A 24,646-nucleotide genomic window follows, 5' to 3' on the forward strand; every position below is an offset into this window, starting at 1 on the left:
GTGGCGCCGGTACGGCAGGCGGTCTCCTGTCGTGGGAGAGCCTTTGATGGCGGCGAGCGTACGCATGCGCAATACACTGACGCTGTTTTCCTCGAACGACGATGTCCTGTGCCATCGGGTGCGCCTGGTCCTGGCGGCCAAGGGCGTAACGTATGATTTCGTGCCGGTCGATCCGCAGAACCCGCCGGAAGATCTGATCGATCTCAACCCGTACCACTCGGTGCCCACCCTGGTGGAGCGCGAGCTGGTGCTGTACGCCGCCTCGGTGGTCAGTGAGTACCTGGATGAGCGCTACCCGCATCCGCCGCTGATGCCGGTTGATCCGCTGTCGCGTGCACGCATCCGCCTGGCCATGCTGCGCATCGAACACGACTGGGTGCCGCAGGTGCAGGCCATCCAGCTGGGCAACAAGACCCAGGCCGAAGCCGGCCGCAAGCGCCTGAAGGAACTGCTGACCGCATCACTGCCGCTGTTCAAGGCCAGCAAGTTCTTCCTGAACCCGGAAATGAGCCTGGCCGATTGCGCGATGGCGCCCATCATCTGGCGCCTGCAGTCGCTGGACGTGCCGCTGCCCAAGGATGGCAAGGTCATCGAAGACTATGGCAACCGCATCTTCCGCCACCCCGGGTTCGTGCGCAGCCTGACCGATCAGGAAAAGAAGCTGCGCGACCTGCCGGTCTAGGCGATTGCTGCAGTTCCCGTCTGCACGCCCACCGGCGTGCCGTGATACGCCCCGACAGGGGCGTCGTGCGCGTACACTTCACGCATGACCGACGACTTCTTCCACATGACCAGCCACCGCCCGTACCTGCTGCGGGCCCTGGTGGAATGGATCAACGACAACCAGCTGACCCCGCACATCCTGGTCGACGCCGGCGTGCCCGGCGTGCAGGTGCCGCCTTCGTCCGTGAAGGACGGGCGCGTGGTGCTCAACATCGCCGAGCGTGCGGTGGTACGGCTGATGATCGACAACGAGATGGTGAGCTTCTCGGCGCGCTTCTCCGGCACCAGCTACCCGGTGCAGGTGCCGATCAGTGCGGTGCTGGCCGTGTACGCGCGCGAAACCGGGCAGGGCATGGCACTGCCGGACGATATTCCCGGTGCCGAAGCGACCGCTGCCAGTGACGAGCCGCTGCACGAGGGCGACACCCCGCCGGACGACACGCCGCCGTCCAACCCGCCGCCGAAGGGCCGGCCGACCCTGCGCGTGGTCAAATAAATGTGGGTGCCGACCGTTGGTCGGCACATCATTGCCGTCTACACATCCTCGGCCTCATCCACATCCGCGCGGATCCTGCTGATCCGCGCCGCGCCCGGTCCGGTGAACGAAACGAGCTGGTCGCCACGCAGCACCATGCGCCCGACATGGCGATCGATGCCATCGTAGGAATACTCGAACTTGAAGGTGCGCTCGAAACCGAGCCGGCCATCCTCGCCGCGCGACAGGCGCAGGCCGGTGGCATGCACCGCCTGGTCCAGCCACTGCACGTCGGCGGCACGGCAGGCATTGCGGCCCAGCTCCACCGCGCGCTCGGCGGCCGAACGTGCGGCATTCCAGAAGAAGTAGACGATACCGCCAACGATCAGCAACAAGAGCAGGGTGGGCATGGCATGGAATGTCTGGCGTCGATGCAGCCAAGATGGCGGCGAAGCGGGCCGGGATCAAGCGTTATCTTCAACGGCCAACGGGTGCTGCAGCGGGGGCGCTGGGGTAAGTAGGCGCGGCAGGTGCCGCAACATTCAGCTGCAACAGTGCCGCCCAGTCCTGTCGATTGAAGCTGCACTCGTCTTCGCGCCCCGGCGTGCAACTGGTATCGATGCCGGTGCTGTCGCGCGCTCGTGCCGGCGGCAGCTGGATGCGCCCGCTGCGATCCAGTTGCAGCAGGCGCATGGCCACGGTGTTCATCACGTTGCCGCCCACCAGGTACAGGGTCTGGTCGCCGCCCAGGTTGGCGGCCACCACGACTTCGCAATGCGATTTCCAATGGCCCACCGAGCCGTTGCCCAGTGCCTGCACCAGCCCGCTGTAGCTGAGGGTGCTGCTGCGGTCGCGCAGGTAGCACACCATGTCGCCGGGGGCGGGCTTGGCGGTGGCCGGGTCCAGCAGCCGGTACGGGCTGCCGGCCGGACCGGCCTGGTAGGCAGCGCGGATGTAGTCGATGTGGCGCGGCGAGGTGGTGAAGCCGGGTACCCCGGCGCGCACCATCACCCAGGAAATGAACGCGGCCGACCACGGGTTGTCAACCAGGAAGGCGCGGCAGTCGCTGTCGGTGTAGCGCACCCCCAGGGGCGCCAGGCAGCTGCTGGCGCCGTCGATGCTACCCATCGCGTTCAAGGTGCCGCTGTCACGCCAGTAGGCGGCCACGCGCCGCCAGGCCACCAGGCCGTTGTCAGCCAGATGGCCGCTCTCGGCCTCGGTGACGGTGAGGCTGGCCGCACGGCCTTCGCGGTCGATGAAGGCGCGGTACCACAGCCGGTGTTCGTTGCAGGCCGCGTTGCGGATGGAGATCGCCAGTGGGCTCAGGCCATAGCGGGGTGGCACGTCGCAGGCTTCGGCGGCGGCGGCCGACAGCGGCGCGGCGGCCAGCAGCAGGCAGGCAGGCAACAGCATCCGGCGCATGCGCGGCTCCTGTGGGGGATGGCCGCAGCGTCGCAGTGCCGTCGTGAACGCAGGGTGTGAGAACGGGGTCAGATCCCTTTCCCGTGGGAAAGGGATCTGACCCCATGCCAGGCCTCAACCCGGCGGCGGGCCCAGCTTCAGCGACAGATCGATCGCCTGCACATGCTTGGTCAGGCCGCCAATGGAAATGCAGTCGACGCCGTCTTCTGCAATGGCGCGCAGGCCGTCCAGGCCCACGCTGCCGGATACTTCCAGTGGAATGCGGCCGGCGGTGATGCGCACCGCCTCGCGCCGCAGGTCGGCGCTGAAATCATCCAGCAGGATGCGCTCGCAGCCGGCGTCCAGCGCCTGCTGCAGCTGGTCCAGGTCTTCCACTTCCACCACCAGCGGCAGCTGCGGCCACTGCTGGCGTGCAGCAGCCACCGCGGCCGACAGCGAGCCGGCGGCGCGGATGTGGTTTTCCTTCAGCATCACCGTGTCGTACAGGCCGAACCGGTGGTTGTCGCCGCCACCGCAGCGCACCGCGTACTTCTGCGCCAGGCGCAGGCCGGGCAGGGTCTTGCGGGTATCGAGGATGCGCGTGCCGGTGCCGGCCACGGCCGCCACATGGCGCGCGGTGGTGGTGGCGGTGCCGGACAGGGTCTGCAGGAAATTCAGCGAGGTGCGCTCGGCACTGACCAGGCTGCGGCTGCGGCCCTGCAGCAGGGCCAGCACGGTGCCGGCCTTGACCACCGCGCCTTCGTCCACCTGCCAGTCGATGCGGACCTGCGGATCGAGCGCGCGATGGGTGGCATCGAACCACGGGCGGCCGCAGATCACCGCATCCTGCTTGCACAGCAGGTAGGCGCTGTCCGGCTGGTCCGGCAGCAGGGCAGCGGTGACATCACCGCTGCCCAGGTCCTCGGCCAACGCGCGGGCGACATCGGCCGCGACCTGGGCCGCATCCGGCGTCGGCAGGGCACTCATGCGGCGGGGAAGTCGGCGATCTGTGCGGTCGGGATGGCCTCCTCGGCCAGCAGCACCGGAATGCCGTCGTCCACCCGGAACACCTGCTTGCGGTCGCGGGTCACCAGGGCCTCGCGCAGCGGCTGGGCCAGCGGGTTGCCATCGGCCTTGTTCACCGCACCGGCGGAAATGGCCTTGTTGAGGGCTTCCAGACCCTTGCCATCCAGCAGGGACAGGGGCTGGCGGGTATCGGGCGACACCAGCAGGTCAAGCAGCTTGCGATCCATGGTTCTTCGTCTTGCGTGGAAGACGGCTAGAATACGTCTTTAAGGTAGGTGACGGCCAATGACCCCCAACCCGATCGCGCCGCTCGTCGGCATCGTCATGGGTTCCCGCTCCGATTGGGAAACCATGCAGCACGCGGCCCAGAAGCTTGAAGCCCTGGGTGTTCCGTTCGAAGTGAAGGTGGTTTCGGCCCACCGCACGCCGGACGTGTTGTTCAGCTATGCCGAAGAAGCCGGCCCGCGCGGCCTGCGCGCCATCATCGCCGGTGCCGGCGGTGCGGCCCACCTGCCGGGCATGATCGCGGCCAAGACCGCGGTGCCGGTGCTGGGCGTGCCGGTGCAGTCCAAAGCCTTGAACGGCATGGATTCGCTGCTGTCGATCGTGCAGATGCCGGCTGGCATTCCGGTGGCCACCTTCGCCATCGGCAACGCGGGTGCCTCCAATGCCGCGCTGTTCGCCGCGGCCATGCTGGCCAGCGACCAGCCGGCCATCGGCCAGGCGCTGGAAGCGTTCCGCACCCGCCAGACCGAAGACGTGATGGCCCACGACGACCCGCGCCAATGAACCTGACCGTCGGCATCCTGGGCGGCGGCCAGCTCGCCCGCATGATGGTCCTGGCCGGTGCGCCGCTGGGCCTGCGCTTTGAACTGTTCGATCCGGCGGCCGACGCCTGCAGTGGGCCGTTGGCGCCGCTCACCGTGGCCGCCTTCGACGACCGCCAGGCGCTGGCCGCGTTCGCCGCCAAGGTGGATGTGGTCACCTTCGATTTCGAGAACGTGCCGGCCGACAGCGCGCAGTTCCTGGCCGACCGCGTGCCGGTCTACCCGCCGCCGGCCGCGCTGGCGGTGGCCCAGGACCGGCTGAGCGAGAAGACCCTGTTCCAGCAACTGGGCATTCCGCTGCCGGCCTTTGCCGATATCCGCAGCCGTGACGAGCTGGCCGCGAAGGCCGCCGAGTTCGGTCTGCCGTGCATCCTCAAGACCCGCCGCCTGGGCTACGACGGCAAGGGCCAGTTCCGTCTGCGCAGCGCGGCCGACATCGACGCCGCTTGGGATGCGCTGGGCGCGCAGGTCGAGCGCACCGGGCTGATCCTGGAAGGCTTCGTTGCCTTCCAGCGCGAAGTGAGCGTGGTGGCCGTGCGTGGCCGCGATGGCAGCTTCCAGGCCTGGCCGGTCACCGGCAACTGGCATGTCGATGGCGTGCTGTCGGCCAGCGTGGCCCCGGCCGTGCTGTCCGCAGCAGAGCACGAAGCTGCCATTGGCTACGCGCGCCGCGTGGCCGAACACCTGCAGTACGTAGGCGTGTTCGCACTGGAACTGTTCTGCCGCGATGGCGAACTGCTGGCCAACGAGATGGCGCCGCGCGTGCACAATTCCGGGCACTGGACCATCGAAGGCAGCGAAACCTCGCAGTTCGAGAACCACCTGCGTGCCGTGCTGGGCCTGCCGCTGGGCAGCACCCGCATGCTCGGCCATGCCTGCATGCTGAACTGGCTGGGCGCCATGCCCGATCCGGCGCCGGTGCTGGGCCAGGCCAGCGGCCATTGGCACGACTACGGCAAGCAGCCGCGCGATGGCCGCAAGGTGGGCCATGCCACGCTGCGCGACGACCAGGCCGATGCCCTGGCCGATGCCCTGGAGCAGGTCGGGCTGGAGCTGGACCGCCAGGCGCAGGTCGCCCCGGCGGTACACGCGCTGCGCAACCGCTGAGGCGGGCGCAACGCTGCAACATTGTGGCGCGCCGGTGTACGCATCGGCGCAGCCCCTGCGGTGGTAGCGTGGGGCTCCTTTCCCCGGAGTCACCGCCATGCTCGACTGGAACGCTTACCGCAAGGAACTGAAGGGCCGCATCGGCGAGATCGGCAAGCTCTCGCCCGATACCCTGAAGGGCTACGCGACGCTGGCCAACGCCGGCGCGCAGACCAACCACCTGGATGCCAAGACCCGCGAACTGATAGCGCTGGCCGTGGCGGTCACCACCCGCTGCGATGGCTGCATCACCGTGCACGTGGATGCGGCGCTGAAGCAGGGCGCCAGCCGCGAAGAGATTGCCGAGGCGCTGGGTGTGGCGGTGTCGCTCAATGCCGGCGCCGCGCTGGTGTATTCGGCGCGGGTGATGGATGCAGTGGCCGCACACGAGAACGCGTGAGGCGTGCGGCGTCGCCGGGCATGGCCCGGCGCTCCGCCTCAGCGCAGCTGGCTTTCGGCGAATTCCCAGTTGACCAGCTGCCAGAACCCGTCCAGATAGCGCGCGCGCTCGTTCTGGTAGTCGGTGTAGTAGGCGTGTTCCCACAGGTCGCAGCACAGCAGTGGCGTGCTGTCGCCGGTCAGGGGCGTGCCGCCATTGCGGGTGACCTGGATGCCCAGTTGCCCGCCAGGGTGCTGCACCAGCCAGGCCCAGCCCGAGCCGAACAGGCCCAGCGCAGCGCGGTTGAATTCCTCGCGCAGGCGCTGCGCATCGCCAAACTGGCGCTTCACCAGCTCGCCCAGGCGCCCCTGCGGTTCGCCGCCGCCGCGCGGGCGCAGGCATTGCCAGTAGAACCCGTGGTTCCAGGCCTGGGCGGCGGCATCGAACAGCGCGCCCTGGGTCTGGCGCACGATGTCTTCCAGCGTGGCCTCTTCCCATTCGGTGCCGGCAATGGCGGTGTTCACCGCGTCCACGTAGGCGCGATGGTGGCGGCCGTGGTGCAGCTCCACGGTGGCGGCCGACAGGTGCGGCTGCAGGGAGCCGGGAAGGTAGGGCAGGGCAGGCAGTTCGACAGACATGGACAGGTTCGTGGCCAGGGAGCGGTGGCAGCCGGTACCATCGGCTTACAATGGCGGCTACCGTGGGCAGTCTAGCCGACCATCGCGGTTGGTTTGTCCGGCGAAGCAAGGAGTGAGGTGTGGCGGTAATGCAGCAAATCCAGGCCGAGGTGGATCGTTACCCGCTCGTGCTGTTCATGAAAGGCACCCCGCAATACCCGATGTGCGGCTTCTCCAGCCGTGCCGTGCAGGCGTTGATGGCCGCAGGCGCGGTGTCGCTGCGCACGGTCAACGTGCTCGAAGAGCCGGAGATCCGCGCCAACCTGCCGCGCTTCTCCAACCTGCCCACCTTCCCGCAGTTGTTCATCAACGGCGAGCTGATCGGCGGCTGCGACATCATCATGGAACTGTTCGAGGCCGGCGAGCTCAAGCGCATCGTCGAAGAGGCCACCCAGGGATGAGTGCCTGGTCGTCGACGTCGACCGATACGGCGCTCGATGGCCGTCCCCTGCGGGACCGCGTGGTACTGGTGGCCGGCGCCGGCGGAGGGCTGGGCGGTGCCGCGGCGGTAGCCGCCGCCCGGGCCGGTGCAACAGTGGTCCTGCTGGGGCGCAAGCCGCGCCGCCTGGACCGGGTCTATGCCCAGGTCCAGGCCGTGGGCCCCGAACCCCTGCTGTATCCGCTGGATCTGGAAGGGGCCAGCCCTGACGACTACGCCGACCTGGCGCAGGCCATCGGCCGCGAGCTGGGGCGCCTGGATGGGGTGCTGGTGTGCGCCGCGCACTTCCCCGGCCTGACCCCGTTTGAACTGGCCGACCCGGCCAGCTTCGCCCGCGCCGTGCATGTCACTCTCACCGCACCGGCCTGGCTGGCCCAGGCCTGCCTGCCCCTGCTGCGCCAGCGCGAGGATGCCGCCCTGGTGTTCGCCGTGGATGCGCCCGAGCGGGTGGGGCAGGCCTACTGGGGTGGCTATGGCGTGGCCCAGCATGGGCTGCGCGGGTTGATCGCCAGCCTGCACGATGAACTGGCCAAGGGCCCGGTGCGGGTGGCAGGGCTGTACCCCGGCCCTCTGCGCACGGCGCTGCGCGCCCGTGCCTACTCGATCGACCAGGACGCAAGCGCCGTAGGGCCGGAAACGGCAGCCGAGGCCGCGGTCGCGCTGCTGTCCGCCGCCGGCCACCCCTGGCGGGGCCTGGTGCTTGACGCCCGCGCGGACACCGTATCCCGTTAAGTAAGCGATAGCCCGGAATGAAGATTCCGTCACGATAGCGTTGCGATCCGGTGCCGTTTGTCGCACAACCGTCACATTGATGGGATAGCGTGTTAATCTAGTGTTAACCGTTGCGGCAGCTGCCGTTCACGGTAGGGAACCCCAGATAAATCTCCGAGCAGCCACCCGCAAGGCTGTTTGGATGCGCTTTTTTTCCGCCATCGCCAACTCGCATCGAGGCTACCGAAAAATGACCCACCCACTCCGGATGTCCAAGCTCACCCTTGGTCTCGTGGCTGCACTTGCCGCCGCCCCCGCCTTCGCCCAGAGCACCTCTGCCGGTGTCGGCGGCCAGGTCGTGTCCCGCAGCGGCCAGCCCGTTGCCGGCGCTGAAGTCACCATCACCCACAGTGAGTCGGGCACCGTCTCGCGTGCGACCACCGACGCGGCCGGTCGCTACAACGCGCGCGGCCTGCGCGTGGGCGGTCCGTACACCATCACCATCACCAAGCCGGGTGAAGGCACCAAGACCGAAGATGGCGTCTACCTGGGCGTGAACCAGACCGGCACCATCAACGCCACCCTGGCCGGTGACCTGGCCGGCGCCACCAACCTGGACACCGTGCAGGTCACCGCTGTCGGCGGCGGCTCGGAAGTGTTCAGCGCCACCAAGATGGGCTCGGGCACCAACCTCAGCCAGCAGCAGATCGAAGTTGCGCCGTCCATCGGCGGCAACATCCAGGATCTGATGCGCCTTGACCCGCGCGTCACCTTCATCGACCGCGCCTCGGGCTCGATCTCGGCCGGTGGCCAGAACCCGCGCTACAACTCGATCAACATCGACGGCGTGTCGGCCAGCGACACCTTCGGTCTGGAAGGCAACAACATGCCGACCCGCCGCCAGCCGGTCGCAATGGAAGCCATCGAAGCGCTGGACATCAACCTGTCCAACTACGACGTCAGCATCGCTGCCGCCGCCGGTGCCACCGTCAACGCGGTCACCAAGTCCGGTACCAATGAATTCCACGGTTCGGTCTACGGCACCTACCGCGACGGCGACTGGTTCGGTGACAACCCGGAAGGCCAGCCCTTCAACGGTTTCACCAAGGAAAAGACCTACGGCATGACCTTGGGCGGCCCGATCGTCAAGGACAAGCTGTTCTTCTTCGCCAACTACGAAAAGTTCGAACAGGCCGCACCGGGTGCGGACCTGTCGACCACGCCGCTGGGCAAGGCCAATGGCCAGTTCACCCTGGCTGACGTGACCCGTGCGCAGGAAATTGCCCAGGGCTACGGCATCGACGCCGGTGGCCTGGAAAGCAATGGCGACACGAACATGGAAGAGTACGCGCTGAAGCTGGACTGGAACATCAGCGACAACCACCGTGCCAGCGTGCGCTACAGCAAGATCGACCAGAGCAAGCTGCGCATCAACGGCATGACCACCAGCTCGGCGTCGCTGAGCTCGTACTGGTACCAGCACAACAAGACCAACGAAAGCTACGTTGCCCAGGTCTTCAGTGACTGGACCGACAACTTCTCGACCGAACTGAAGGCTTCGTACCGCGAATACTCGGCCATCCGTGCCGTCAACACCAACGCGCCCAGCATCCGCATCTACTTCGGCGGCACCCAGGCTGCGCCGTCGGGTGACTCGCTGTACCTGGGTACCGAAGTCAACTCGCAGGACAATATCCTCGAAACCAAGGCGTGGAACTACTACGCCGCCGGCACCCTGACCCTGGGTGACCACGACGTCAAGTTCGGTGCCTCCTACGACACCAACGACATCTACAACTACTATGGCGCCAACTCGTGGGGCACCTATACCTTCTTTGGCCTGAACAACTTCGCCAACGGTATCTGGAGCACCTACGACTACGCCCCGGAGCGCAGCGCCGGTTCGATCGCCGCTGACTACAAGTACAGCAACCTGGCTCTGTTCGTGCAGGACACCTGGTACGTCAACAGCAACCTGACCCTGACCCTGGGTCTGCGCGCTGACCGTCCGGACACCAGCCCGGCACCGGCCTACAACGCACCGGCCTCGACCTTCTTCGGTTATAACAACAGCAAGGTCCTGAACAACAAGTTCCTGGTCCAGCCGCGCTTCGGTTTCAACTACACCTTCGACACCGAGCGTCCGACCCAGCTGCGCGGCGGCGTGGGCCTGTTCCAGGGTGATTCCCCGCAGGTGTGGCTGAGCAACAGCTACTCGGCGACCGGTTTCAACACCAGCGTCTACAATCGCACCGTTTACGATCCGACCCTGGTCTTCAGCCCGGACAAGGACAGCCAGCCGGTTCCGGCAGGCGCAGGTTCGGCCGTGCAGAACGTCAACTTCGTCGGCAATGACTTCCGCATGCCGTCGACCTACAAGGCCAACCTGGCCTTCGACCACGAAACCCCGTGGTACGGCATCGTGGCTTCGGCCGAACTGCTGGTCACCAAGGTCAAGGACGGCCTGTTCTACCAGAACCTGAACCTGGGTCCGGTGCAGTATCAGGGGCCGGACGGTCGTGACATGTTCTACAGCGCCAGCAAGAACGGCGCCTGGACCTCGGGCGACGCCCGTTTTGGCCGCAACCGTGCCAACTACAACAACGTCTACCTGATCACCAACACCGACAAGGGCCGCACGTCGCAGTTCACCGCGTCGCTGAGCAAGCCGTGGTCGGAAACCAGTGACTGGTCCTGGAACATCGGCTACACCTACACCGATGCGACCGAAGTCGGCTCGCTGACCAGCTCCACCGCCAGCTCGGGTTGGAACTACCAGTACGCCTTCGACGCCAACACCGAAATCGAGAACACCTCGCGCTACCAGATCCGTGACCGCCTGTCGGGTGCGCTGAACTGGAAGCACAAGTTCTTCGGCGATTACGAAACCAAGATCGGCCTGGTGTACGAAGGCCGCAGCGGTCGTCCGTACAGCTACGTCTTCGTCAACGATGCCAACGGCGACGGCCGCAGCGCCAACGACCTGTTCTACGTGCCGAAGGGCCCGGGCGACGTGCTGTTTGGTACGCTGGCAGCCAATGGCCAGTTCACCGCCGACGCTGCCATGGAAAAGAACTTCTTCGCATGGCTGGCCGCCAACCCGGACCTGGCCAAGTACGCCGGCACCACGCCGGGTGCCAACCAGTTCCGTACCGGCTGGATCAACACCTTCGACCTGCGCATCAGCCAGCAGCTGCCGGGCTTCATGAAGGGCCACAAGTCCGAGATCTGGCTGGATGTGCAGAACATCGGCAACATGCTGAACAAGAAGTGGGGCAACATTTACGACTACGGCTTCTTCGCCGACAGCCGTGTGGCTACCTTGCAGGGCATGTATCAGGGCAAGTACGTGTACAACTACCGCGGCGCGGACACCCCGACCGTGGCCAACGCGGACGCAGACGGCTTTGACGTCGGCGTCTCGCAGTGGTCGCTGCAGCTGGGCTTCCGCTACCAGTTCTGATGAACTGACGTAGTTGCTGCACACGGAAACGGCCGGGGAAACCCGGCCGTTTTCCGTTCAGGCGAAAGTGCTTGCGGGGCGTTTGGCTTCGGCGTAGCATCCAGACACGTGCGCGGCGCCTTCGCCGCAACGGCGGTCCCAGCAACGGCGAACGGGGTCAGCACGCATCCAACGGTCGGGTTTCCCGGCCGTTTTGCTTTTTAAGGGGGCGGCAGTACAGTCGGAAACCTTGAAGGAAGCGAAAAGTTGGATATGACCACGAACGAAAAGGCAGCCCGTGCGCTGCCGGTGCAGGATGCGCGGATCTACCCGCGTGGTGGGCTGGATGTGTTGTCGCGCGCCGAAGTGGCGCGCCTGCGCGATGCCTCCGGCGGTGGCATGCACGAGCTGTTGCGCCGCTGCGCACTGGCCGTGCTGACCAGTGGCAGTGCCTCGGACGATCCGCGCGCCGCGCGTGATCTCTACCCCGATTTCGACATCCAGGTGGCGCAGCAGGATCGCGGCGTGCGCATCGACCTGGTCAACGCCCCGGCGATGGCCTTCGTCGACGGCGAGATCATCCGCGGCGTGGCCGAGCTGCTGTTCGCGGTGGTGCGTGACCTGGCCTACATGGCCATCGAGATGGGCCCGGCCTACGCGGCCGAGCTGGAATCGTCCGAAGGCATCACCAACGCGGTGTTCGGCCTGCTGCGCAACGCGCGCATCCTCAACCCCGGCGACCCGAACCTGGTGGTGTGCTGGGGCGGCCATTCGATCGGCCGCGACGAGTACCTGTACACCAAGCAGGTGGGCTACGAGCTGGGCCTGCGCGGCCTGGACATCTGCACCGGCTGCGGCCCGGGCGCCATGAAGGGCCCGATGAAGGGCGCCACCATCGCCCATGCCAAGCAGCGCAGGACGGTCACCCGCTACATCGGCCTGACTGAGCCGGGCATCATCGCGGCCGAGTCGCCGAACCCGATCGTCAACCACCTGGTCATCATGCCGGACATCGAGAAGCGCCTGGAGGCCTTCGTCCGCATCGGCCACGGCATCATCGTGTTCGCCGGTGGCGTCGGTACCGCCGAAGAGATCCTGTACCTGCTGGGCATCCTGCTGCGCGAGGAAAACAAGGACCTGCCGTTCCCGCTGATCCTGACCGGCCCGACCGTGGCCGCGCCGTACTTCGAGCAGATCGACCGCTTCATCCGCCTGACCCTGGGCGACGCGGCAGCCGACCGCTACGAGATCATCATCGGCGACCCGGTGGCCGTGGCCAAGAAGATGGCCAGCGGCATCAAGCAGGTGCGTGAGTACCGCCTGGCGCAGAAGGATTCGTTCTTCTTCAACTGGTCCATCGAGATTCCGTGGGAGTACCAGCAGCCGTTCGTGCCGACCCACGAAGCGATGGCCGCGCTGGACCTGCACCACGGCCGTGCCCCGCACGCGCTGGCAGCCGACCTGCGCCGGGCTTTCTCGGGCATCGTGGCCGGCAACGTGAAGGAAGACGGCATGCGCCGCATCGAGGAATTCGGTCCGTTCCAGATCCATGGCGACGCCGACATGATGCAGGCCCTGGACGCGCTGCTGCGCGCGTTCGTCGACCAGCGCCGGATGAAGATCTCCGGCGAATACCAGCCCTGCTACCAGGTGCTGGCCTGACTGGCCGGGGTCGGAGCCCCTGCGGGGATCCGACCCCATAGCACCGACCCGGGGTCGGATCCCCGCAGGGGCTCCGACCCCCGTCCGGCACGCTGGCGTGTCAACCCTTTGACGCCCATCGCCCGGAACTGACCGTTCATCCTGCCGCCGCTTGCCGGCGGCCGGTGGCTGCGCCATCGTGGCCACCAACACGCTGGGGAGCGTCCAATGAAACTGCGCCGGTCCAACGGCTTCACGCTGGTCGAGTTGATGGTCACCATCGCGGTGGTCGCCATTCTCGGCACCATTGCGTTTCCGAGTTTCCAGAGCACCATCCGTTCCAACCGCATCGCCTCGGCCGGCAATGAAATGACCGGCCTGTTGTCATTGGCCCGCAGCGAGGCCGTGCGCAACAAGCGCGGCGGCGGGGTCTGCGGCAGCTCTGACGGCAGCAGCTGCGATGGCGCCTGGCGCTCGGGCATGCTGGCCTGGGCCGACGTGGACGGCAACGGCAGCAAGGGCGCCAACGAGGTCGTGCTGCGCTTCGTTGCGGTCACCTCCGATTCGGTCACCGTCACCGGCCCGGCGGCCGAAGTCGCCTTCGACGCCCGCGGTCGCCGCCGTGCGGCCGCCACCCAGCAGATCACCCTGCAGCCGGTGAAATGCGGCAGCGATCCCCAGCGCCGTACCCTGTCCGTCAACGCGGCAGGCCAGATCACCTCCACCAAGGCCGCCTGCCAATGAGCCGTCGTCTTCCCTCGTTCTCGCGGCGCCAGGCCGGCTTCAGCCTGCTGGAAGTGCTGATCGCCATCCTGATCCTCGGCTTCGGCCTGCTCGGCTTCGCCCTGCTGCAGACCATGAACGTGCGCTTCGTGCAAAGCGCCAACTACCGCACCCAGGCCACCAACCTGGCCTACGATCTGCTGGACCAGATGCGCAGCAACCGCTACCAGGCGGGCTGGTACACCGGTGCCAGCTTCGCGGCCAACTCGGTCAGCGCCAGTTCCTGCACCCGCGTACTCGGCGCCGACCAGGGCGTGGCCAGCAACATCACCCGCTGGCAGTGTCAGGTGGTGCAGTCGCTGGGCGAGGGCGCCAGCGCCACCGTGCTCAACGCCAACGGCCGGGTCACCGTGGGCATCGCCTGGGGCGACCAGCGCTGGGATCCGCAGGATCCCAATGCCCGCACCACCTTCACCCTGGTATCGCAGCTGTGAGCGCGCACCTGTCCTCCCGCCGCCACGCCGCCGGTCTGTCGCTGATCGAAATGATGGTGGCCATGGTCATCGGCCTGGTGCTGATGCTGGGCGTGGTGCAGGTGTTCATCGCCTCGCGCACCGCCTCGCGGCTGGCCGAAGGCAATGCCCGCGCGCAGGAAAACGGTCGCTTCGCGCTGGAGTTCCTGCAGCGCGACATCCGCATGGCCGGCCACTTCGGCTGTGTGAATGACCAGGCGCATTTCGTGAAGGGCGAGGGCGACCCGACCATCAACACCGGCGCCGCCACCGGTTCGGGCCATCCGCTGGATTTCAGTGTCAGCATCCAGGGCTATGAGGCCCCGGGCACCGGGCCGGGCACCAGCCTGACCGTCGGTGGCAGCTGGCCGGCGGTGACGGGCCTGCCGAGTTCGATCAGTGCACTCAAGCCGCGCGCTGGCAGTGATGTCCTGGTGCTGCGCTATCTGGCCGCCGAAGGCGTGCCGGTCACCGCGCTGGCGCCCGCCGCCAACAGCGTGGTCGGCTTCGACGGCACCATTGGCAAGCGCCTGCTGGAAGGTGGCGTGGCTGCGCCCACACTGTTCGGCGTGGCCGACTGCAGCCATGTGAACGTGTTCAAGGGCACGTATGCCGAAGGCCAGGTCACCGCCAGCGGCGCCAACCTGGACCGCTACACCGTGCAGCCCACCGGCCAGACCATGATCTACCGCGCTGAATCGGTGGTGTATTTCGTGGGTACCTCCGGTACCACCGGCGAACCGGCGCTGATGCGTGCGCGCTCGGACGGTGCCGACGGCTACGCCGCCGCCGAAGAACTGGTGGAAGGCATTGAGAACCTGCAGCTGCTGTTCGGCCTGGACAGCACCGCGGCCATCACCAGCACCACCCCGCCCACCGGCAACATCACCACCGTGGCCATTGCCAGCGGCGTGTCCACCGGCACCAACGCAGCGGCAGCGGCGCAGTGGCGGCGCGTGGGCCAGGTGCAGGTCGGCATCCTGGCGCGCAGCCCGCAGCCCTCGCAGGCCGAAGCGGCCACCGATGCGCTGCGCTACCCGCGCATGCTCGGCGTCGGCTTCGCGCCGTCCACGCCGAACGACGCACGCTACCGCGCCGCCTACGAATCCACCATTGCCCTGCGTAACCGCCTCTTCGGGAACTGATGCCATGAACGCTCGAGTCCGCATCCGTCCGATGCCCCGCCAGCAGCGCGGGGCCGTGTTGTACGTTGCGCTGATCATGCTGATCCTGCTGGCCCTGATCGGCATTGCCGGCATGCAGGTGGCAGGCATGCAGGAAAAGATGGCGTCCAACTACCTGGCTACCAATATCGCCTTCCAGAATGCCGAAGGCGTGACCCGGCGCAGCGAACGCGCGGTGGAAGCCATCGCCAACCGGACCGCCGCCGCTGCCGATGCCCCGCTGGTGGCCAGCGATATCCAGGACAACTGCGATATCGCCTTCGATCCGGTGGGCTGGGGCCGTGCCCGCGCGCTGACCACCGTGCAGGCGGTGAACGTGCGCCGCATCGATACCTGCGTGATCGGCGGCGGCTCGCTGTCGATGGGCAAGCCACTGGATCCGGTCACGCCCATCTACCAGATCACCACTTTCGCTACCGATACCGCCACGGACTCCTCGTCCACGGCGTCGGTCGATTCCATCTTCAAGCTCTGAGGCCGCCGGCATGTCCCGTCGCACTTCCCGGATCATCGCCGCGTCTGCCTTCGCCGTGCTCGGCATGGGTGGCTACTTCGCCTACAGCCTGTTCGCCGCGCAGGGGCAGGGCGCCCTTGCCCAGGCGCCGCTGAACAACACCACCTCGATCCCGCCGGCCTTCATCATGGCCGTGGACGATTCCAACTCGATGACCTTCGAGCGGATCTTCCGTGGTGGCGATGGTCGCATGCAGTGGAACGGCAGCAGCTTCTTCAGTTCGGCCGGCGTGTTCTACAACGTGGGCGAAGGCTGCAGCAATAGCTCCACAGACTGCTATCTTTACCTGTTCCCGCACGCGAACTTCAACACTTCCTATTCGCCGGGCCGCGCGATCCCGCCGATCGATACGTTCGGCTTTGCCCGTTCGCCCACCTACAACGCCAGCTACTATAACCCGGCCGTGACCTACGAGCCGTGGAGCCTGCCGGTGCGTGACAGCGGCGGCAACATGCTCTGGCCCAACGCCACGTTCTCTGCGGCACGCGTTGATCCGCGTGACCCGACGGTCTACGGCAGCGATTTCAATACCGGTTACAACACCGTGTACGACCTGTCCTCGCGCCAGGTCAACGGCGAGGCGTTCCAGTTCGTCACCGGCATGACCATTCCGGCCGGTACGCGCTACCGCTCGAACGGGCGCACCTGCAACAGCAACAACAACAACGGCCTGGCCAGTTCGGGCAACGTCTGGACCAACCTGGGCAGTGACGTGCTGGTGCGCGCGGACTGTACGGTGCAGATCGCCTACGTACCGGCCACCTTCTACCTGCCGGCCGACCAGGCCGCGCCGGCCGGCTACCTCACCGGCGACGCCAACCGCCCCCTGATCAGCAATGCCTGCGGCCCGGGCTGCAACATGCGCCGCTACCAGATCCTGCCGGAGAACTACGGCGCCAATACGGCCGATCTGGCCAACGCGCAGCGCAACTTCGCCAACTGGTTCCAGTATCACCGCAACCGCATCCTGTCGATGGTCGGCTCGTCCTCGCACGCCATGGTGGGCGTGGACAACATGCGCGTGGGCTATTTCACCATCAATGCCCGCAACAACGTGACCATGTACGACGTGACCTCGCAGCGTCCGGACCTGTTTGGGCAGATCTACCGGCTCAAGCCCAATGGCGGTACCCCGAACCGGCAGGCGGTGGCTTATCTCGGCGAGCAGTTCCGACGCACCGACGCAGGTGCGCCGGTCATCCGCGCCTGCCAGAAGAACGGCGGCATGCTGTTCACCGACGGCTATACCAACGTGGGCAACTCGGCCAGCGGCTATGGCAATGCCGACAGCGCCGGCGGCACGTTCTTCCCGGCCCAGCCGTTCGCCGATGGCTACAGCAACACCATCGCCGATATCGCCGCGTCGTACTACGCAGGTGGCTCCACCCCGCTGCGCACGGGTGCCAGTTTCCCCACCGGCCTGGTCCCGGTGCCGGATCAGTGCAGCACGCTCAGCCAGTCCTCGCCTGACTGGAAGCGACTGGACTGCCAGACCAACCTGCACATGAACTTCTACGGCGTTACCCTGGGCGCGCAGGGCCTGATCTACGAGGTCAACCAGGCCGCCACCGATGACCCGTATGCCAACCCGCCGAACTGGAACGCCAATGGCGACCCGCTGACCGATGACGATGGTCGCGTGATCGACGAACTGTGGCATGCCGCCATCAACAGCCGCGGTGAGTTCATCAATGCCAAGACCCCGTCGGACGTGACCGAGGCCATGCGCCGGGTGCTGTCGGCGGTGGGGTCGGGGCAGACGCCGTCGGGTACGTTCGCACTCAGTGGCGCGCGCATCGGTACCGGTTCGCTGACCGTCACCCCGATGTACGACGTACAGAACAACGGCACGGACTGGTACAGCAAGCTGACCGCCAGCAGCGTGTCGGTGAACCCCACCACCCGCGAGGCGCAGTACACCACGCGCTGGGAAGCCAGTGCGCAGATGCCGGCCGCGGCCGCGCGCAATGTGTTCTTCAACGACGGCAGCAGCGTGCGCAAGTTCAGCGGTACCACGGCCACCCTGGCCGGGCTCTGCAACCTGTCCAGCGCGCTGTACCCGGCGCAGTCGATCTGCACCGTTGCCAACCTGACCGCGCTGGGCGCCGATGCCAACAGCGCGGCCAACTACCTTCTGGGCGAAACTTCCGGTGAGGTGCGCAACGGCGGCAAGCTGCGTGACCGCACCACCGTGCTGGGTGACATCGTCAACTCCACGCCGGTGATCAGCGCGCCGGTGGACGACTTCGGCTACCGCGCGCTGGGTGGCACCCTGGGCACGAGCTATACCAACTACCTGACCAGCAAGCGCACCAACAACCGCTACGTGGTCTATGCCGGTGCCAACGACGGCATGCTGCATGCGTTCGACGGCGGCATGGACGCAGCCGGCACGGTCGGCGGCAATGGTGGTCGTGAGCTGTTCGGTTACATTCCGGCCACCTCGTACGGGCACATGGGCAACCTGCTGCTGCCTTACGACCCGACCAAGAAGAATGCCCAGCCGTTCGTGCACAAGTACTTCGTCGACGGTCCGCTGACCGTGGGTGATACCTTCTACGGTGGCGGCTGGCACACCACCCTGGTCGGCACCACCGGCGCCGGCGGGCGCGGCGTGTTCGCGCTGGACGTGACCACACCGGGCAGCTTCGCGGCGGGCAACCGCCTGTGGGAAATCAACGATCTGGCCGGTGATGCCACGGTGCGGGCCAACATCGGCCACGTGCTGGGCAAGCCGGTCATCGTTCCGGTGCGCGCGGCCGATGGCACGGTCAGCTGGAAGGCGATCTTCGGCAACGGCTATTCCAGCGCCAGCGGCAAGGCCGTGCTGTTCGTGGTCGACATCGGCACCGGTACGCCGACCATCCGCATGATCGAAGCGGGTGAGCCCAATTCCACCATCGCCGGGAGTAATGGCCTGGGCAACATCGTGGTGGTCGATCGGGTGAACAACCTGACCATCGACCCGGTCACCAACAAGCCGACCCGCGTGCGCGACGGTTACGCCGATACCGTGTATGCAGCTGACCTGAAGGGCGCGGTGTGGAAGTTTGACCTGACCTCCACCGCCACTTCGGTCACCGTGCCTGTGTTCACCACCGGCACCTTCGTGCAGAGCGGGCAGACCTACCGCCAGCCGATCACCGGCGGCCTGCAGGTGGCGTCGGGTGAGCGCGGTGGCGTGCTGGTGATGTTCGGTACCGGCAGCTTCTCCTTCAACGACGACACCCTGCCGATCTCGTCCACCCAGATCCAGAGCCTGTATGGCTTCAACGATGTGGTGAACGGTGCGGTCCTCACGACACTCACGCGTGCCAATCTGACCCCGAACGCGGTGGTCACCACCAGCGGTTCGCGTACGCTGCAGGCCGGCAATGCACCGGCTTCGTCGCTGGGCTGGTACGTTGACCTGCCGGCCGGTGAACGTGCGGTGGGTTACCCGGAGCTGGCCTCGGGCATCCTGTTCATTCCCACCTATGCGCCGGTCACCATCACCAGTGGCTGTAGCACCTCGGGCGCGAACTGGCTGTTCGGACTGAGCCCGCGCAGCGGTGCCGGCGCGCTGTCCGGCGTGCGGGTGGGCTCGCCCAACGGTAGCTCCGCCGCCGCTGGCACGGCTGCAATGTCGTTGAACTCGCCGGGCACCGCGCCGATCAAGGACGTGGGCGTATCGGTGGTGCCGCGCCTGCAGCCGCCGACCAATCCCAACGACGGCACGGGTGTGCCGACGGTGCCGGCCGGTGCGGGCTGCTGGATGGTGGTCAATGTGTCCGGCGCGCAGCCGCTGTACGTGCCGTATCCCTGTGGCCGCCAGTCCTGGCGCCAGATCCAGTAACGGAGATTCCTGCGATGTCACTCAAAGCAATCCGCGCAATGGGCCAGGTCCGCGGCTTCACCCTGATCGAGCTGATGGTCACGGTGGCCGTGGTGGCGATTCTGGCGGCGGTGGCCTATCCCTCGTACACCGACCAGATCCGCAAGTCGCGGCGTGCGCAGGCCAAGGCGGACATGGTGGAGTACGCGCAGATGGCCGAGCGTTCGCACACCACCAACAACACCTACGCCAACTTCCGTTTCAGCAACGGCACCACCAGCATCCAGTCGCCGCGCGAAGGTGGTACGGCGCGGTACACGATCAGTATCCAGGCCGCGCAGGGCACCTTCACTCTGACCGCGGCGCCGCAGGGCACGCAAGCCAAGGACAAGTGCGGCACGATGACGGTCAACCAGGCCAATGTGAAGACTCCGAGCGCCAGTGCGGTGGCCGGTTGCTGGTGATTTCGCGCAGGGGTGTTGCATCGGCGCGCAGCAGCTACTAGAATGCGCGTCCCCGCCCGAATAGCTCAGCCGGTTAGAGCACTTGACTGTTAATCAGGGGGTCGTTGGTTCGAGTCCAACTTCGGGCGCCAGATCCTGCAGAAGCCGCGAGAAATCGCGGCTTCTGCTTTTCTGCGTCCGGTATCTGCGTGCTTCAGCACGGTTCCGGCGACGCGCTGCGCAGCGAGCGCACACGCCCGGTATTGCTCACCACCACTTCGGCCTGCGTCAGGCCACGCTGGCAGACGCGGATGCGCGCGTTGCTGCCCGCGCTGCGCCCGCTGGCACGAAACACGATGTGCGGGCGACCGTGCGTGCTGAAGGCCTGCAATGAGGAATGGCTCTGAAACCGGCGCGCGGCCAGTGGCGGTGCAGGATCGGCCTCATCCGGCCGAGCTTGCTCAGCGCGCAGCAGCCAGCCCTTGCTCCAGTCCTGCCCGCATTGCAGGCCATCGCTGCTCGGGCAGGCCACAACGGAGCGGCGCTGGGCAAGCGCCGTGCTGCGGGCCTGGTTCAGCGCCGCATGCAGCTGCATGCGCAGCTGGTCGGCGCGCAGGCGATCGAGCAGGCCAGCGAACGGCAGCGCCGCCAGGCAGGCCAGGATCGCCAGCACCGCAATGGCCAGCAGCAGTTCGGCCAGGGTGTGGCCGGGGGCAGGGGAGAGCATCAGGCGGACTCCAGCGACGGGCAGGGCACCAGCCTCCGCCTACCGCCGGCGCGGCACCATCGGGTTTTGCCGCTGCCTGAATCGGGTTCTGGTTCAACCGGTCGTCACTGGAGTGGCCGGTATACTGCAGGTTCCCGGGATCTGGCAGCACCATGAGCGACAGCTTTCAACTCGTTTCGCCCTATTCACCGGCTGGCGACCAGCCCAACGCCATCGCGAAGCTGACCGACAATTTCCAGGCCGGCATCGCCAAGCAGACCCTGCTGGGCGTCACCGGTTCGGGCAAGACCTACACCATCGCCAACGTCATCCAGAACGTGCAGAAGCCGACGCTGATCATGGCGCCGAACAAGACGCTGGCGGCGCAGCTGTATGGTGAGTTCAAGGCGTTCTTCCCGCACAACGCGGTGGAGTACTTCGTCAGCTATTACGATTACTACCAGCCCGAAGCGTACGTGCCTTCGTCGGACACCTTCATCGAGAAGGACAGTTCGATCAACGAGCACATCGAGCAGATGCGCCTTGCCGCCACCAAGACCCTGCTGTCGCGCCCCGACGCGATCGTGGTCGCCACGGTGTCGGCTATCTACGGCCTGGGCGCGCCGGAAGACTACCTGTCGCTGCGCCTGATCCTGTCCAAGGGTGAGCGCATCGACCAGCGCGACCTGATCAACCACCTGACCCAGCTGCAGTACACGCGTAACGAGTACGAACTGCAGCGCGGCACCTTCCGCGTGCGCGGCGAAGTGATCGACGTGTTTCCGGCCGAGTCGGACAGCGAGGCCCTGCGCATCGAGCTGTTCGATGGCGAGGTCGAGAAGATCACGATGTTCGATCCGCTCACCGGCGAGACGATGCGCAACCTGCAGCGCTTCACCGTGTACCCCAAGACCCACTACGCCACCACCCGCGAGCGCGTGCTGGCGGCGGTGGAAACCATCAAGGTCGAGCTGAAGGAGCGGCTGGAGCAGCTGTACGCGCAGAACAAGCTCGTCGAAGCCCAGCGCCTGGCCCAGCGCACCCAGTTCGACATCGAAATGATGGCCGAGGTGGGTTTCTGCAACGGCATCGAAAACTATTCGCGGCACCTGACCGGCAAGAATGCCGGCGAGCCGCCACCGACGCTGTTTGATTACCTGCCGCCGGATGCGTTGCTGGTGATCGACGAATCGCACGTGACCATTCCGCAGATCGGCGCCATGTTCAAGGGTGACCGGTCGCGCAAGGAAACGCTGGTCGAGTTCGGCTTCCGCCTGCCTTCGGCGCTGGACAACCGCCCGCTGCGCTTCGAAGAATGGGAAGCGCGCTGCCCGCGCAGCATCTACGTCTCGGCCACGCCGGGCCCGTACGAGCTGCGCGAGTCCGCCGATGAGATCACCGAACTGGTGGTGCGCCCGACCGGCCTGATCGATCCGGTGGTGGAAATCCGCCCGGTCGGCACCCAGGTCGACGACCTGATGAGCGAGGCCAACGAGCGCATCAAGGCGGGCGACCGTGTACTGGTCACTACGCTGACCAAGCGCATGGCCGAAAACCTGACCGAGTACCTGACCGAGCATGGCATCCGCGTGCGCTACCTGCATTCGGATGTGGACACGGTCGAGCGCGTGGAGATCATCCGCGACCTGCGCCTGGGCAAGTTCGACGTGCTGGTGGGCATCAACCTGCTGCGCGAAGGCCTGGACATGCCCGAGGTGTCACTGGTGGCGATCCTGGACGCGGACAAGGAAGGCTTCCTGCGCTCCACCGGCTCGCTGATCCAGACCATCGGCCGCGCCGCGCGCAACGTGCGCGGCAAGGCGATCCTGTACGCCGACAAGATCACCCGTTCCATGCAGGCAGCGATCGACGAGACCGACCGCCGCCGCGCCAAGCAGGTCGAGTACAACGAAGCGCATGGCATCGTGCCGCGTTCGGTGGCCCGGCCGATCACCGACGTGCTGGAAGGTGCGCGTTCGGATGCTGCCGAGAAGGAAGCGCGCAAGGGCAAGGGCAAGGCCCGTGGCGGCGTGGCCGAGCCGACTGCGGACTATCGTTCGCTCAGCCCGGCCCAGCTGGCTTCACGCCTGAAGGCGCTGGAGCAGCAGATGTACCAGCACGCCAAGGACCTGGCGTTCGAGGATGCCGCGCGTGTGCGTGACCAGATCCGGCAGCTGAAGGAAGCCAGCCTTGGCTGAACGGGCCAGCGTCGGTTGCCTTCACAAAACTATTGCGCTGGCGCGCCCGCATCCGTAATATACGCGGCCTGCACCGACGCAATCGCGGAAATGCAGGAAAAACGGGCGGTTAGCTCAGCGGTAGAGCACTACCTTGACATGGTAGGGGTCACAGGTTCGAACCCTGTACCGCCCACCACGAAGTCCCTGGCAAGGGGCTGTCGTGAAAAAGACAAACCCGGCCGGCAAGCCGGGTTTTTCAGTCCAGACATGCAGATTCATTGGGCGGTTAGCTCAGCGGTAGAGCACTACCTTGACATGGTAGGGGTCACAGGTTCGAACCCTGTACCGCCCACCACCTGGCTCCCGGCATTGCCGGTGCAGCGGTGGAAATCCCGAACGCCGGCCCTGGGCCGGCGTTTTCGTTTCTGCCGTCCGGCTAGAAGCGGATCATGCTGCACATCCGCACTGGCGTCGAGCTGCGCACGATGCCCTTTCCCGTGCGGCACTGCGCTACCTGATCGTCAGCGCGGGCCCGGCAGTCCGGGCACAGCGCGGCCAGTTCCTCGTCCTTACGCACCGGGCCCGCACACATGCGCTGCACATGGCTGGCACGCCGCTCGGCGGCCTGGTCAGGCGGCAGGGCCTGGCCGGCGGCGTTCACCATCGTGTAGTCGGCGAAGGGCTGCGGCAGCGCACACTGCGCGCGCGTGGTGGCGACGAAGCGACGTTCCAGCTCGCTGCGCAGGCGTGCGCCCTGGCGATCACACGCGGCCACCTGGGCGCGTGATGTTGCCGGCGACACGTCTGGCTTGACGAACGTGGGGCGGGAACGCATCTCGCTACCGAACGGGCAGCAGCCCGCAAGCAGCATGCACGCCAGCATCAGGCCCGTGCGGATGAAAGAAGACAGGGTCATGGCGCATCCTTTCGACAGGCGCCCATGCTTGCATCATCGGCGCTGCAGCGGATGAACCGCGCCCCTTATCGCGATGAGGACAGCACGCGTGCGCTGCTGACGCGCAGGCGATGCTGCAGCTGCCAGCCGCCGCCGGTCTGCCGCCACAGGCCCAGCGAGCGCGTGCGCTGGGCGGTATCGCGTTCCCAGCACAGCACGCTGTCCTGGCCAAGGCGCACCTGCACGTGCGCCACCGGCAGCGTATCGTCGCCACCGAGTACGGCGGCATACAGCAGAAGCAGGGCAAGCATCGGCATGGCACGGTGCTCCGGAAAGGGAGCCCAGCCTGTCACCGGCGCAGGGCGGCCGGTAGCGGCATGCGACGAAGCGCGGAAAACCGCGTGCCAAGCGCATGGGTCGAGGATGAATCCGGGGCCAGGGATGCCCGGACCGTCCGCGTCGCGCGCTCAGGCAGCAGCGAACGCCTGGCGCAGACTGTGCAGCGTGGCCTGGCGGTGTGCGCTGGCACACGGCTCGTCCATCTCAAGTTCCTGCAGGCGCAGCCCCACCAGCGTCATCGACAGCACGTAGCCGCGTGCGGTGGCATCGGCCGCCCGCGACGCGCCCAGCGCATGGCGGGTGAGCGCGTCAACGTGGGCCAGGTCCGGCAGCAGGCCGAGGTACACGCGCTCGGCGCTGTCCAGGTCGGGGGCGCGCAGGATCGCGTGTGCGTCGGGGAGGGGGCTGGCGGCGGCCATGCAAGGTCCTTCTGGGCAATGAATGCGCGG

25 protein-coding genes and 3 tRNA genes are annotated in these 24,646 nt (G+C 66.7%); 19 read left to right on the top strand and 9 right to left on the bottom strand.

Translation table 11 applies throughout. From position 1 onward, the window contains the following. Nucleotides 1-46: 46 nt before the first annotated feature. Together C1932_RS07045 and C1932_RS07050 are read left to right on the top strand one after the other, a co-directional pair. The gene (locus C1932_RS07045; protein WP_108761674.1) at nucleotides 47-682 is read left to right on the top strand and encodes a glutathione S-transferase N-terminal domain-containing protein; all 636 of its coding nucleotides are present in this window, start codon (nucleotides 47-49) and stop codon (nucleotides 680-682) included. Nucleotides 683-766: 84 nt separating this feature from the next. Further along, on the top strand, nucleotides 767-1,219 hold the full coding sequence (locus C1932_RS07050) for a ClpXP protease specificity-enhancing factor (protein WP_108761675.1): 453 nt from the start codon (nucleotides 767-769) through the stop codon (nucleotides 1,217-1,219). Nucleotides 1,220-1,257: 38 nt separating this feature from the next. Here the strand turns inward: C1932_RS07050 and C1932_RS07055 are convergent, their stop codons facing one another. The 4 genes from C1932_RS07055 to C1932_RS07070 form a co-directional block, all read right to left on the bottom strand. Beyond that, complete coding sequence (locus C1932_RS07055) at nucleotides 1,258-1,608, bottom strand: DUF3301 domain-containing protein (protein WP_108761676.1); 351 nt, start codon at nucleotides 1,606-1,608, stop codon at nucleotides 1,258-1,260. A 67-nt stretch (nucleotides 1,609-1,675) separates the two neighbouring features. Further along, complete coding sequence (locus C1932_RS07060; protein ID WP_234412319.1) at nucleotides 1,676-2,620, bottom strand: DUF2272 domain-containing protein; 945 nt, start codon at nucleotides 2,618-2,620, stop codon at nucleotides 1,676-1,678. 114 nt (nucleotides 2,621-2,734) lie between these two features. Beyond that, nucleotides 2,735-3,586 (bottom strand): carboxylating nicotinate-nucleotide diphosphorylase, encoded by an 852-nt coding sequence (gene nadC / locus C1932_RS07065; RefSeq protein WP_108761677.1) that lies wholly within the window; start codon nucleotides 3,584-3,586, stop codon nucleotides 2,735-2,737. After that, nucleotides 3,583-3,852 carry a Trm112 family protein gene (locus C1932_RS07070; protein ID WP_005408847.1) on the bottom strand — a complete coding sequence of 90 codons (270 nt, stop codon included), beginning with the start codon at nucleotides 3,850-3,852 and terminating at the stop codon, nucleotides 3,583-3,585. The genes nadC and C1932_RS07070 overlap by 4 nt, the downstream gene beginning before the upstream one ends. A gap of 58 nt (nucleotides 3,853-3,910) precedes the next feature. On the opposite strand from C1932_RS07070, the gene purE reads away from it, so the two are divergent. From purE to C1932_RS07085, 3 genes are all read left to right on the top strand, one after another. Next, on the top strand, nucleotides 3,911-4,414 hold the full coding sequence (gene purE / locus C1932_RS07075) for a 5-(carboxyamino)imidazole ribonucleotide mutase (protein ID WP_079221357.1): 504 nt from the start codon (nucleotides 3,911-3,913) through the stop codon (nucleotides 4,412-4,414). After that, a complete protein-coding gene (locus C1932_RS07080; protein ID WP_108761678.1) occupies nucleotides 4,411-5,559 on the top strand; it encodes a 5-(carboxyamino)imidazole ribonucleotide synthase in 1,149 nt (382 codons plus the stop codon). Before purE ends, C1932_RS07080 begins: the two co-directional genes overlap by 4 nt. A 97-nt stretch (nucleotides 5,560-5,656) precedes the next feature. Further along, nucleotides 5,657-5,998 (top strand): carboxymuconolactone decarboxylase family protein, encoded by a 342-nt coding sequence (locus tag C1932_RS07085; RefSeq protein ID WP_108752682.1) that lies wholly within the window; start codon nucleotides 5,657-5,659, stop codon nucleotides 5,996-5,998. Nucleotides 5,999-6,036: 38 nt separating this feature from the next. Here the strand turns inward: C1932_RS07085 and C1932_RS07090 are convergent, their stop codons facing one another. Further along, nucleotides 6,037-6,615, bottom strand: a complete 579-nt coding sequence (locus tag C1932_RS07090) for a superoxide dismutase (protein ID WP_108761679.1) — start codon at nucleotides 6,613-6,615, stop codon at nucleotides 6,037-6,039. A 119-nt stretch (nucleotides 6,616-6,734) separates the two neighbouring features. Between C1932_RS07090 and grxD the strand changes: the two genes are divergently transcribed. From grxD to C1932_RS07145, 11 genes are all read left to right on the top strand, one after another. Continuing rightward, nucleotides 6,735-7,055: a Grx4 family monothiol glutaredoxin gene (gene grxD / locus C1932_RS07095; protein WP_108749163.1), complete on the top strand. Its 321-nt coding sequence runs from the start codon at nucleotides 6,735-6,737 to the stop codon at nucleotides 7,053-7,055. Then, complete coding sequence (locus tag C1932_RS07100) at nucleotides 7,052-7,825, top strand: SDR family NAD(P)-dependent oxidoreductase (RefSeq protein WP_108761680.1); 774 nt, start codon at nucleotides 7,052-7,054, stop codon at nucleotides 7,823-7,825. The genes grxD and C1932_RS07100 overlap by 4 nt, the downstream gene beginning before the upstream one ends. A gap of 229 nt (nucleotides 7,826-8,054) precedes the next feature. Beyond that, nucleotides 8,055-11,267 carry a carboxypeptidase regulatory-like domain-containing protein gene (locus C1932_RS07105; protein ID WP_234412320.1) on the top strand — a complete coding sequence of 1,071 codons (3,213 nt, stop codon included), beginning with the start codon at nucleotides 8,055-8,057 and terminating at the stop codon, nucleotides 11,265-11,267. Nucleotides 11,268-11,519: 252 nt separating this feature from the next. Then, nucleotides 11,520-12,908, top strand: a complete 1,389-nt coding sequence (ppnN, locus tag C1932_RS07110) for a nucleotide 5'-monophosphate nucleosidase PpnN (protein WP_108749166.1) — start codon at nucleotides 11,520-11,522, stop codon at nucleotides 12,906-12,908. Between the two features lie 207 nt (nucleotides 12,909-13,115). Next, nucleotides 13,116-13,631, top strand: coding sequence for a Tfp pilus assembly protein FimT/FimU (locus C1932_RS07115; protein ID WP_108761682.1), 516 nt, complete (start codon nucleotides 13,116-13,118; stop codon nucleotides 13,629-13,631). Beyond that, on the top strand, nucleotides 13,628-14,104 hold the full coding sequence (pilV, locus tag C1932_RS07120) for a type IV pilus modification protein PilV (protein ID WP_108752687.1): 477 nt from the start codon (nucleotides 13,628-13,630) through the stop codon (nucleotides 14,102-14,104). The genes C1932_RS07115 and pilV overlap by 4 nt, the downstream gene beginning before the upstream one ends. After that, nucleotides 14,101-15,267 carry a PilW family protein gene (locus C1932_RS07125; protein ID WP_108761683.1) on the top strand — a complete coding sequence of 389 codons (1,167 nt, stop codon included), beginning with the start codon at nucleotides 14,101-14,103 and terminating at the stop codon, nucleotides 15,265-15,267. The genes pilV and C1932_RS07125 overlap by 4 nt, the downstream gene beginning before the upstream one ends. A 4-nt stretch (nucleotides 15,268-15,271) precedes the next feature. Beyond that, the gene (locus C1932_RS07130) at nucleotides 15,272-15,781 is read left to right on the top strand and encodes a PilX N-terminal domain-containing pilus assembly protein (RefSeq protein ID WP_108761684.1); all 510 of its coding nucleotides are present in this window, start codon (nucleotides 15,272-15,274) and stop codon (nucleotides 15,779-15,781) included. A 10-nt stretch (nucleotides 15,782-15,791) separates the two neighbouring features. Next, on the top strand, nucleotides 15,792-19,655 hold the full coding sequence (locus C1932_RS07135; protein WP_108761685.1) for a PilC/PilY family type IV pilus protein: 3,864 nt from the start codon (nucleotides 15,792-15,794) through the stop codon (nucleotides 19,653-19,655). Nucleotides 19,656-19,669: 14 nt separating this feature from the next. Continuing rightward, nucleotides 19,670-20,098 (top strand): type IV pilin protein, encoded by a 429-nt coding sequence (locus tag C1932_RS07140; protein WP_108761686.1) that lies wholly within the window; start codon nucleotides 19,670-19,672, stop codon nucleotides 20,096-20,098. 54 nt (nucleotides 20,099-20,152) lie between these two features. Beyond that, a tRNA-Asn gene (locus C1932_RS07145) sits at nucleotides 20,153-20,229 on the top strand. Between the two features lie 62 nt (nucleotides 20,230-20,291). Here the strand turns inward: C1932_RS07145 and C1932_RS07150 are convergent. Continuing rightward, entirely contained in the window at nucleotides 20,292-20,804 is a 513-nt protein-coding gene (locus C1932_RS07150; protein WP_108761687.1) for a GspH/FimT family pseudopilin, read from the bottom strand. 152 nt (nucleotides 20,805-20,956) lie between these two features. On the opposite strand from C1932_RS07150, the gene uvrB reads away from it, so the two are divergent. The 3 genes from uvrB to C1932_RS07165 all read left to right on the top strand — a co-directional run bounded on the left by uvrB (nucleotide 20,957) and on the right by C1932_RS07165 (nucleotide 23,318). After that, complete coding sequence (gene uvrB / locus C1932_RS07155; protein WP_108761688.1) at nucleotides 20,957-22,981, top strand: excinuclease ABC subunit UvrB; 2,025 nt, start codon at nucleotides 20,957-20,959, stop codon at nucleotides 22,979-22,981. A gap of 103 nt (nucleotides 22,982-23,084) precedes the next feature. Next, nucleotides 23,085-23,159 (top strand) — tRNA-Val (locus tag C1932_RS07160). 84 nt (nucleotides 23,160-23,243) lie between these two features. Then, a tRNA-Val gene (locus C1932_RS07165) sits at nucleotides 23,244-23,318 on the top strand. A gap of 81 nt (nucleotides 23,319-23,399) precedes the next feature. Here C1932_RS07165 and C1932_RS07170 read toward each other — a convergent pair. The 3 genes from C1932_RS07170 to C1932_RS07180 all read right to left on the bottom strand — a co-directional run bounded on the left by C1932_RS07170 (nucleotide 23,400) and on the right by C1932_RS07180 (nucleotide 24,616). After that, nucleotides 23,400-23,879 (bottom strand): hypothetical protein, encoded by a 480-nt coding sequence (locus tag C1932_RS07170; RefSeq protein WP_108761689.1) that lies wholly within the window; start codon nucleotides 23,877-23,879, stop codon nucleotides 23,400-23,402. A gap of 65 nt (nucleotides 23,880-23,944) precedes the next feature. Further along, nucleotides 23,945-24,175 (bottom strand): hypothetical protein, encoded by a 231-nt coding sequence (locus C1932_RS07175; RefSeq protein ID WP_108761690.1) that lies wholly within the window; start codon nucleotides 24,173-24,175, stop codon nucleotides 23,945-23,947. Nucleotides 24,176-24,325: 150 nt separating this feature from the next. After that, entirely contained in the window at nucleotides 24,326-24,616 is a 291-nt protein-coding gene (locus tag C1932_RS07180) for a hypothetical protein (protein ID WP_108761691.1), read from the bottom strand. Nucleotides 24,617-24,646: the final 30 nt, after the last annotated feature.

Origin of the sequence: Stenotrophomonas sp. YAU14D1_LEIMI4_1, from assembly GCF_003086815.1 — a bacterium.
GTDB lineage: Bacteria > Pseudomonadota > Gammaproteobacteria > Xanthomonadales > Xanthomonadaceae > Stenotrophomonas.

Excerpts from the sequence above, each read along its gene's own strand:
- C1932_RS07045 (WP_108761674.1), top strand. The coding sequence starts at position 47 with ATGGCGGCGAGCGTACGCATGCGCAATACACTGACGCTGTTTTCCTCG.
- C1932_RS07140 (WP_108761686.1), top strand. The coding sequence starts at position 19,670 with ATGTCACTCAAAGCAATCCGCGCAATGGGCCAGGTCCGCGGCTTCACC.
- C1932_RS07080 (WP_108761678.1), top strand. The coding sequence starts at position 4,411 with ATGAACCTGACCGTCGGCATCCTGGGCGGCGGCCAGCTCGCCCGCATG.
- purE (WP_079221357.1), top strand. The coding sequence starts at position 3,911 with ATGACCCCCAACCCGATCGCGCCGCTCGTCGGCATCGTCATGGGTTCC.
- ppnN (WP_108749166.1), top strand. The coding sequence starts at position 11,520 with ATGACCACGAACGAAAAGGCAGCCCGTGCGCTGCCGGTGCAGGATGCG.
- C1932_RS07100 (WP_108761680.1), top strand. The coding sequence starts at position 7,052 with ATGAGTGCCTGGTCGTCGACGTCGACCGATACGGCGCTCGATGGCCGT.
- C1932_RS07170 (WP_108761689.1), bottom strand. The coding sequence starts at position 23,879 with ATGACCCTGTCTTCTTTCATCCGCACGGGCCTGATGCTGGCGTGCATG.
- C1932_RS07130 (WP_108761684.1), top strand. The coding sequence starts at position 15,272 with ATGAACGCTCGAGTCCGCATCCGTCCGATGCCCCGCCAGCAGCGCGGG.
- C1932_RS07180 (WP_108761691.1), bottom strand. The coding sequence starts at position 24,616 with ATGGCCGCCGCCAGCCCCCTCCCCGACGCACACGCGATCCTGCGCGCC.
- C1932_RS07150 (WP_108761687.1), bottom strand. The coding sequence starts at position 20,804 with ATGCTCTCCCCTGCCCCCGGCCACACCCTGGCCGAACTGCTGCTGGCC.
- C1932_RS07090 (WP_108761679.1), bottom strand. The coding sequence starts at position 6,615 with ATGTCTGTCGAACTGCCTGCCCTGCCCTACCTTCCCGGCTCCCTGCAG.
- C1932_RS07060 (WP_234412319.1), bottom strand. The coding sequence starts at position 2,620 with ATGCGCCGGATGCTGTTGCCTGCCTGCCTGCTGCTGGCCGCCGCGCCG.
- C1932_RS07070 (WP_005408847.1), bottom strand. The coding sequence starts at position 3,852 with ATGGATCGCAAGCTGCTTGACCTGCTGGTGTCGCCCGATACCCGCCAG.
- C1932_RS07105 (WP_234412320.1), top strand. The coding sequence starts at position 8,055 with ATGACCCACCCACTCCGGATGTCCAAGCTCACCCTTGGTCTCGTGGCT.
- C1932_RS07115 (WP_108761682.1), top strand. The coding sequence starts at position 13,116 with ATGAAACTGCGCCGGTCCAACGGCTTCACGCTGGTCGAGTTGATGGTC.
- C1932_RS07085 (WP_108752682.1), top strand. The coding sequence starts at position 5,657 with ATGCTCGACTGGAACGCTTACCGCAAGGAACTGAAGGGCCGCATCGGC.
- uvrB (WP_108761688.1), top strand. The coding sequence starts at position 20,957 with ATGAGCGACAGCTTTCAACTCGTTTCGCCCTATTCACCGGCTGGCGAC.
- C1932_RS07175 (WP_108761690.1), bottom strand. The coding sequence starts at position 24,175 with ATGCCGATGCTTGCCCTGCTTCTGCTGTATGCCGCCGTACTCGGTGGC.
- C1932_RS07050 (WP_108761675.1), top strand. The coding sequence starts at position 767 with ATGACCGACGACTTCTTCCACATGACCAGCCACCGCCCGTACCTGCTG.
- C1932_RS07135 (WP_108761685.1), top strand. The coding sequence starts at position 15,792 with ATGTCCCGTCGCACTTCCCGGATCATCGCCGCGTCTGCCTTCGCCGTG.
- C1932_RS07055 (WP_108761676.1), bottom strand. The coding sequence starts at position 1,608 with ATGCCCACCCTGCTCTTGTTGCTGATCGTTGGCGGTATCGTCTACTTC.
- pilV (WP_108752687.1), top strand. The coding sequence starts at position 13,628 with ATGAGCCGTCGTCTTCCCTCGTTCTCGCGGCGCCAGGCCGGCTTCAGC.
- nadC (WP_108761677.1), bottom strand. The coding sequence starts at position 3,586 with ATGAGTGCCCTGCCGACGCCGGATGCGGCCCAGGTCGCGGCCGATGTC.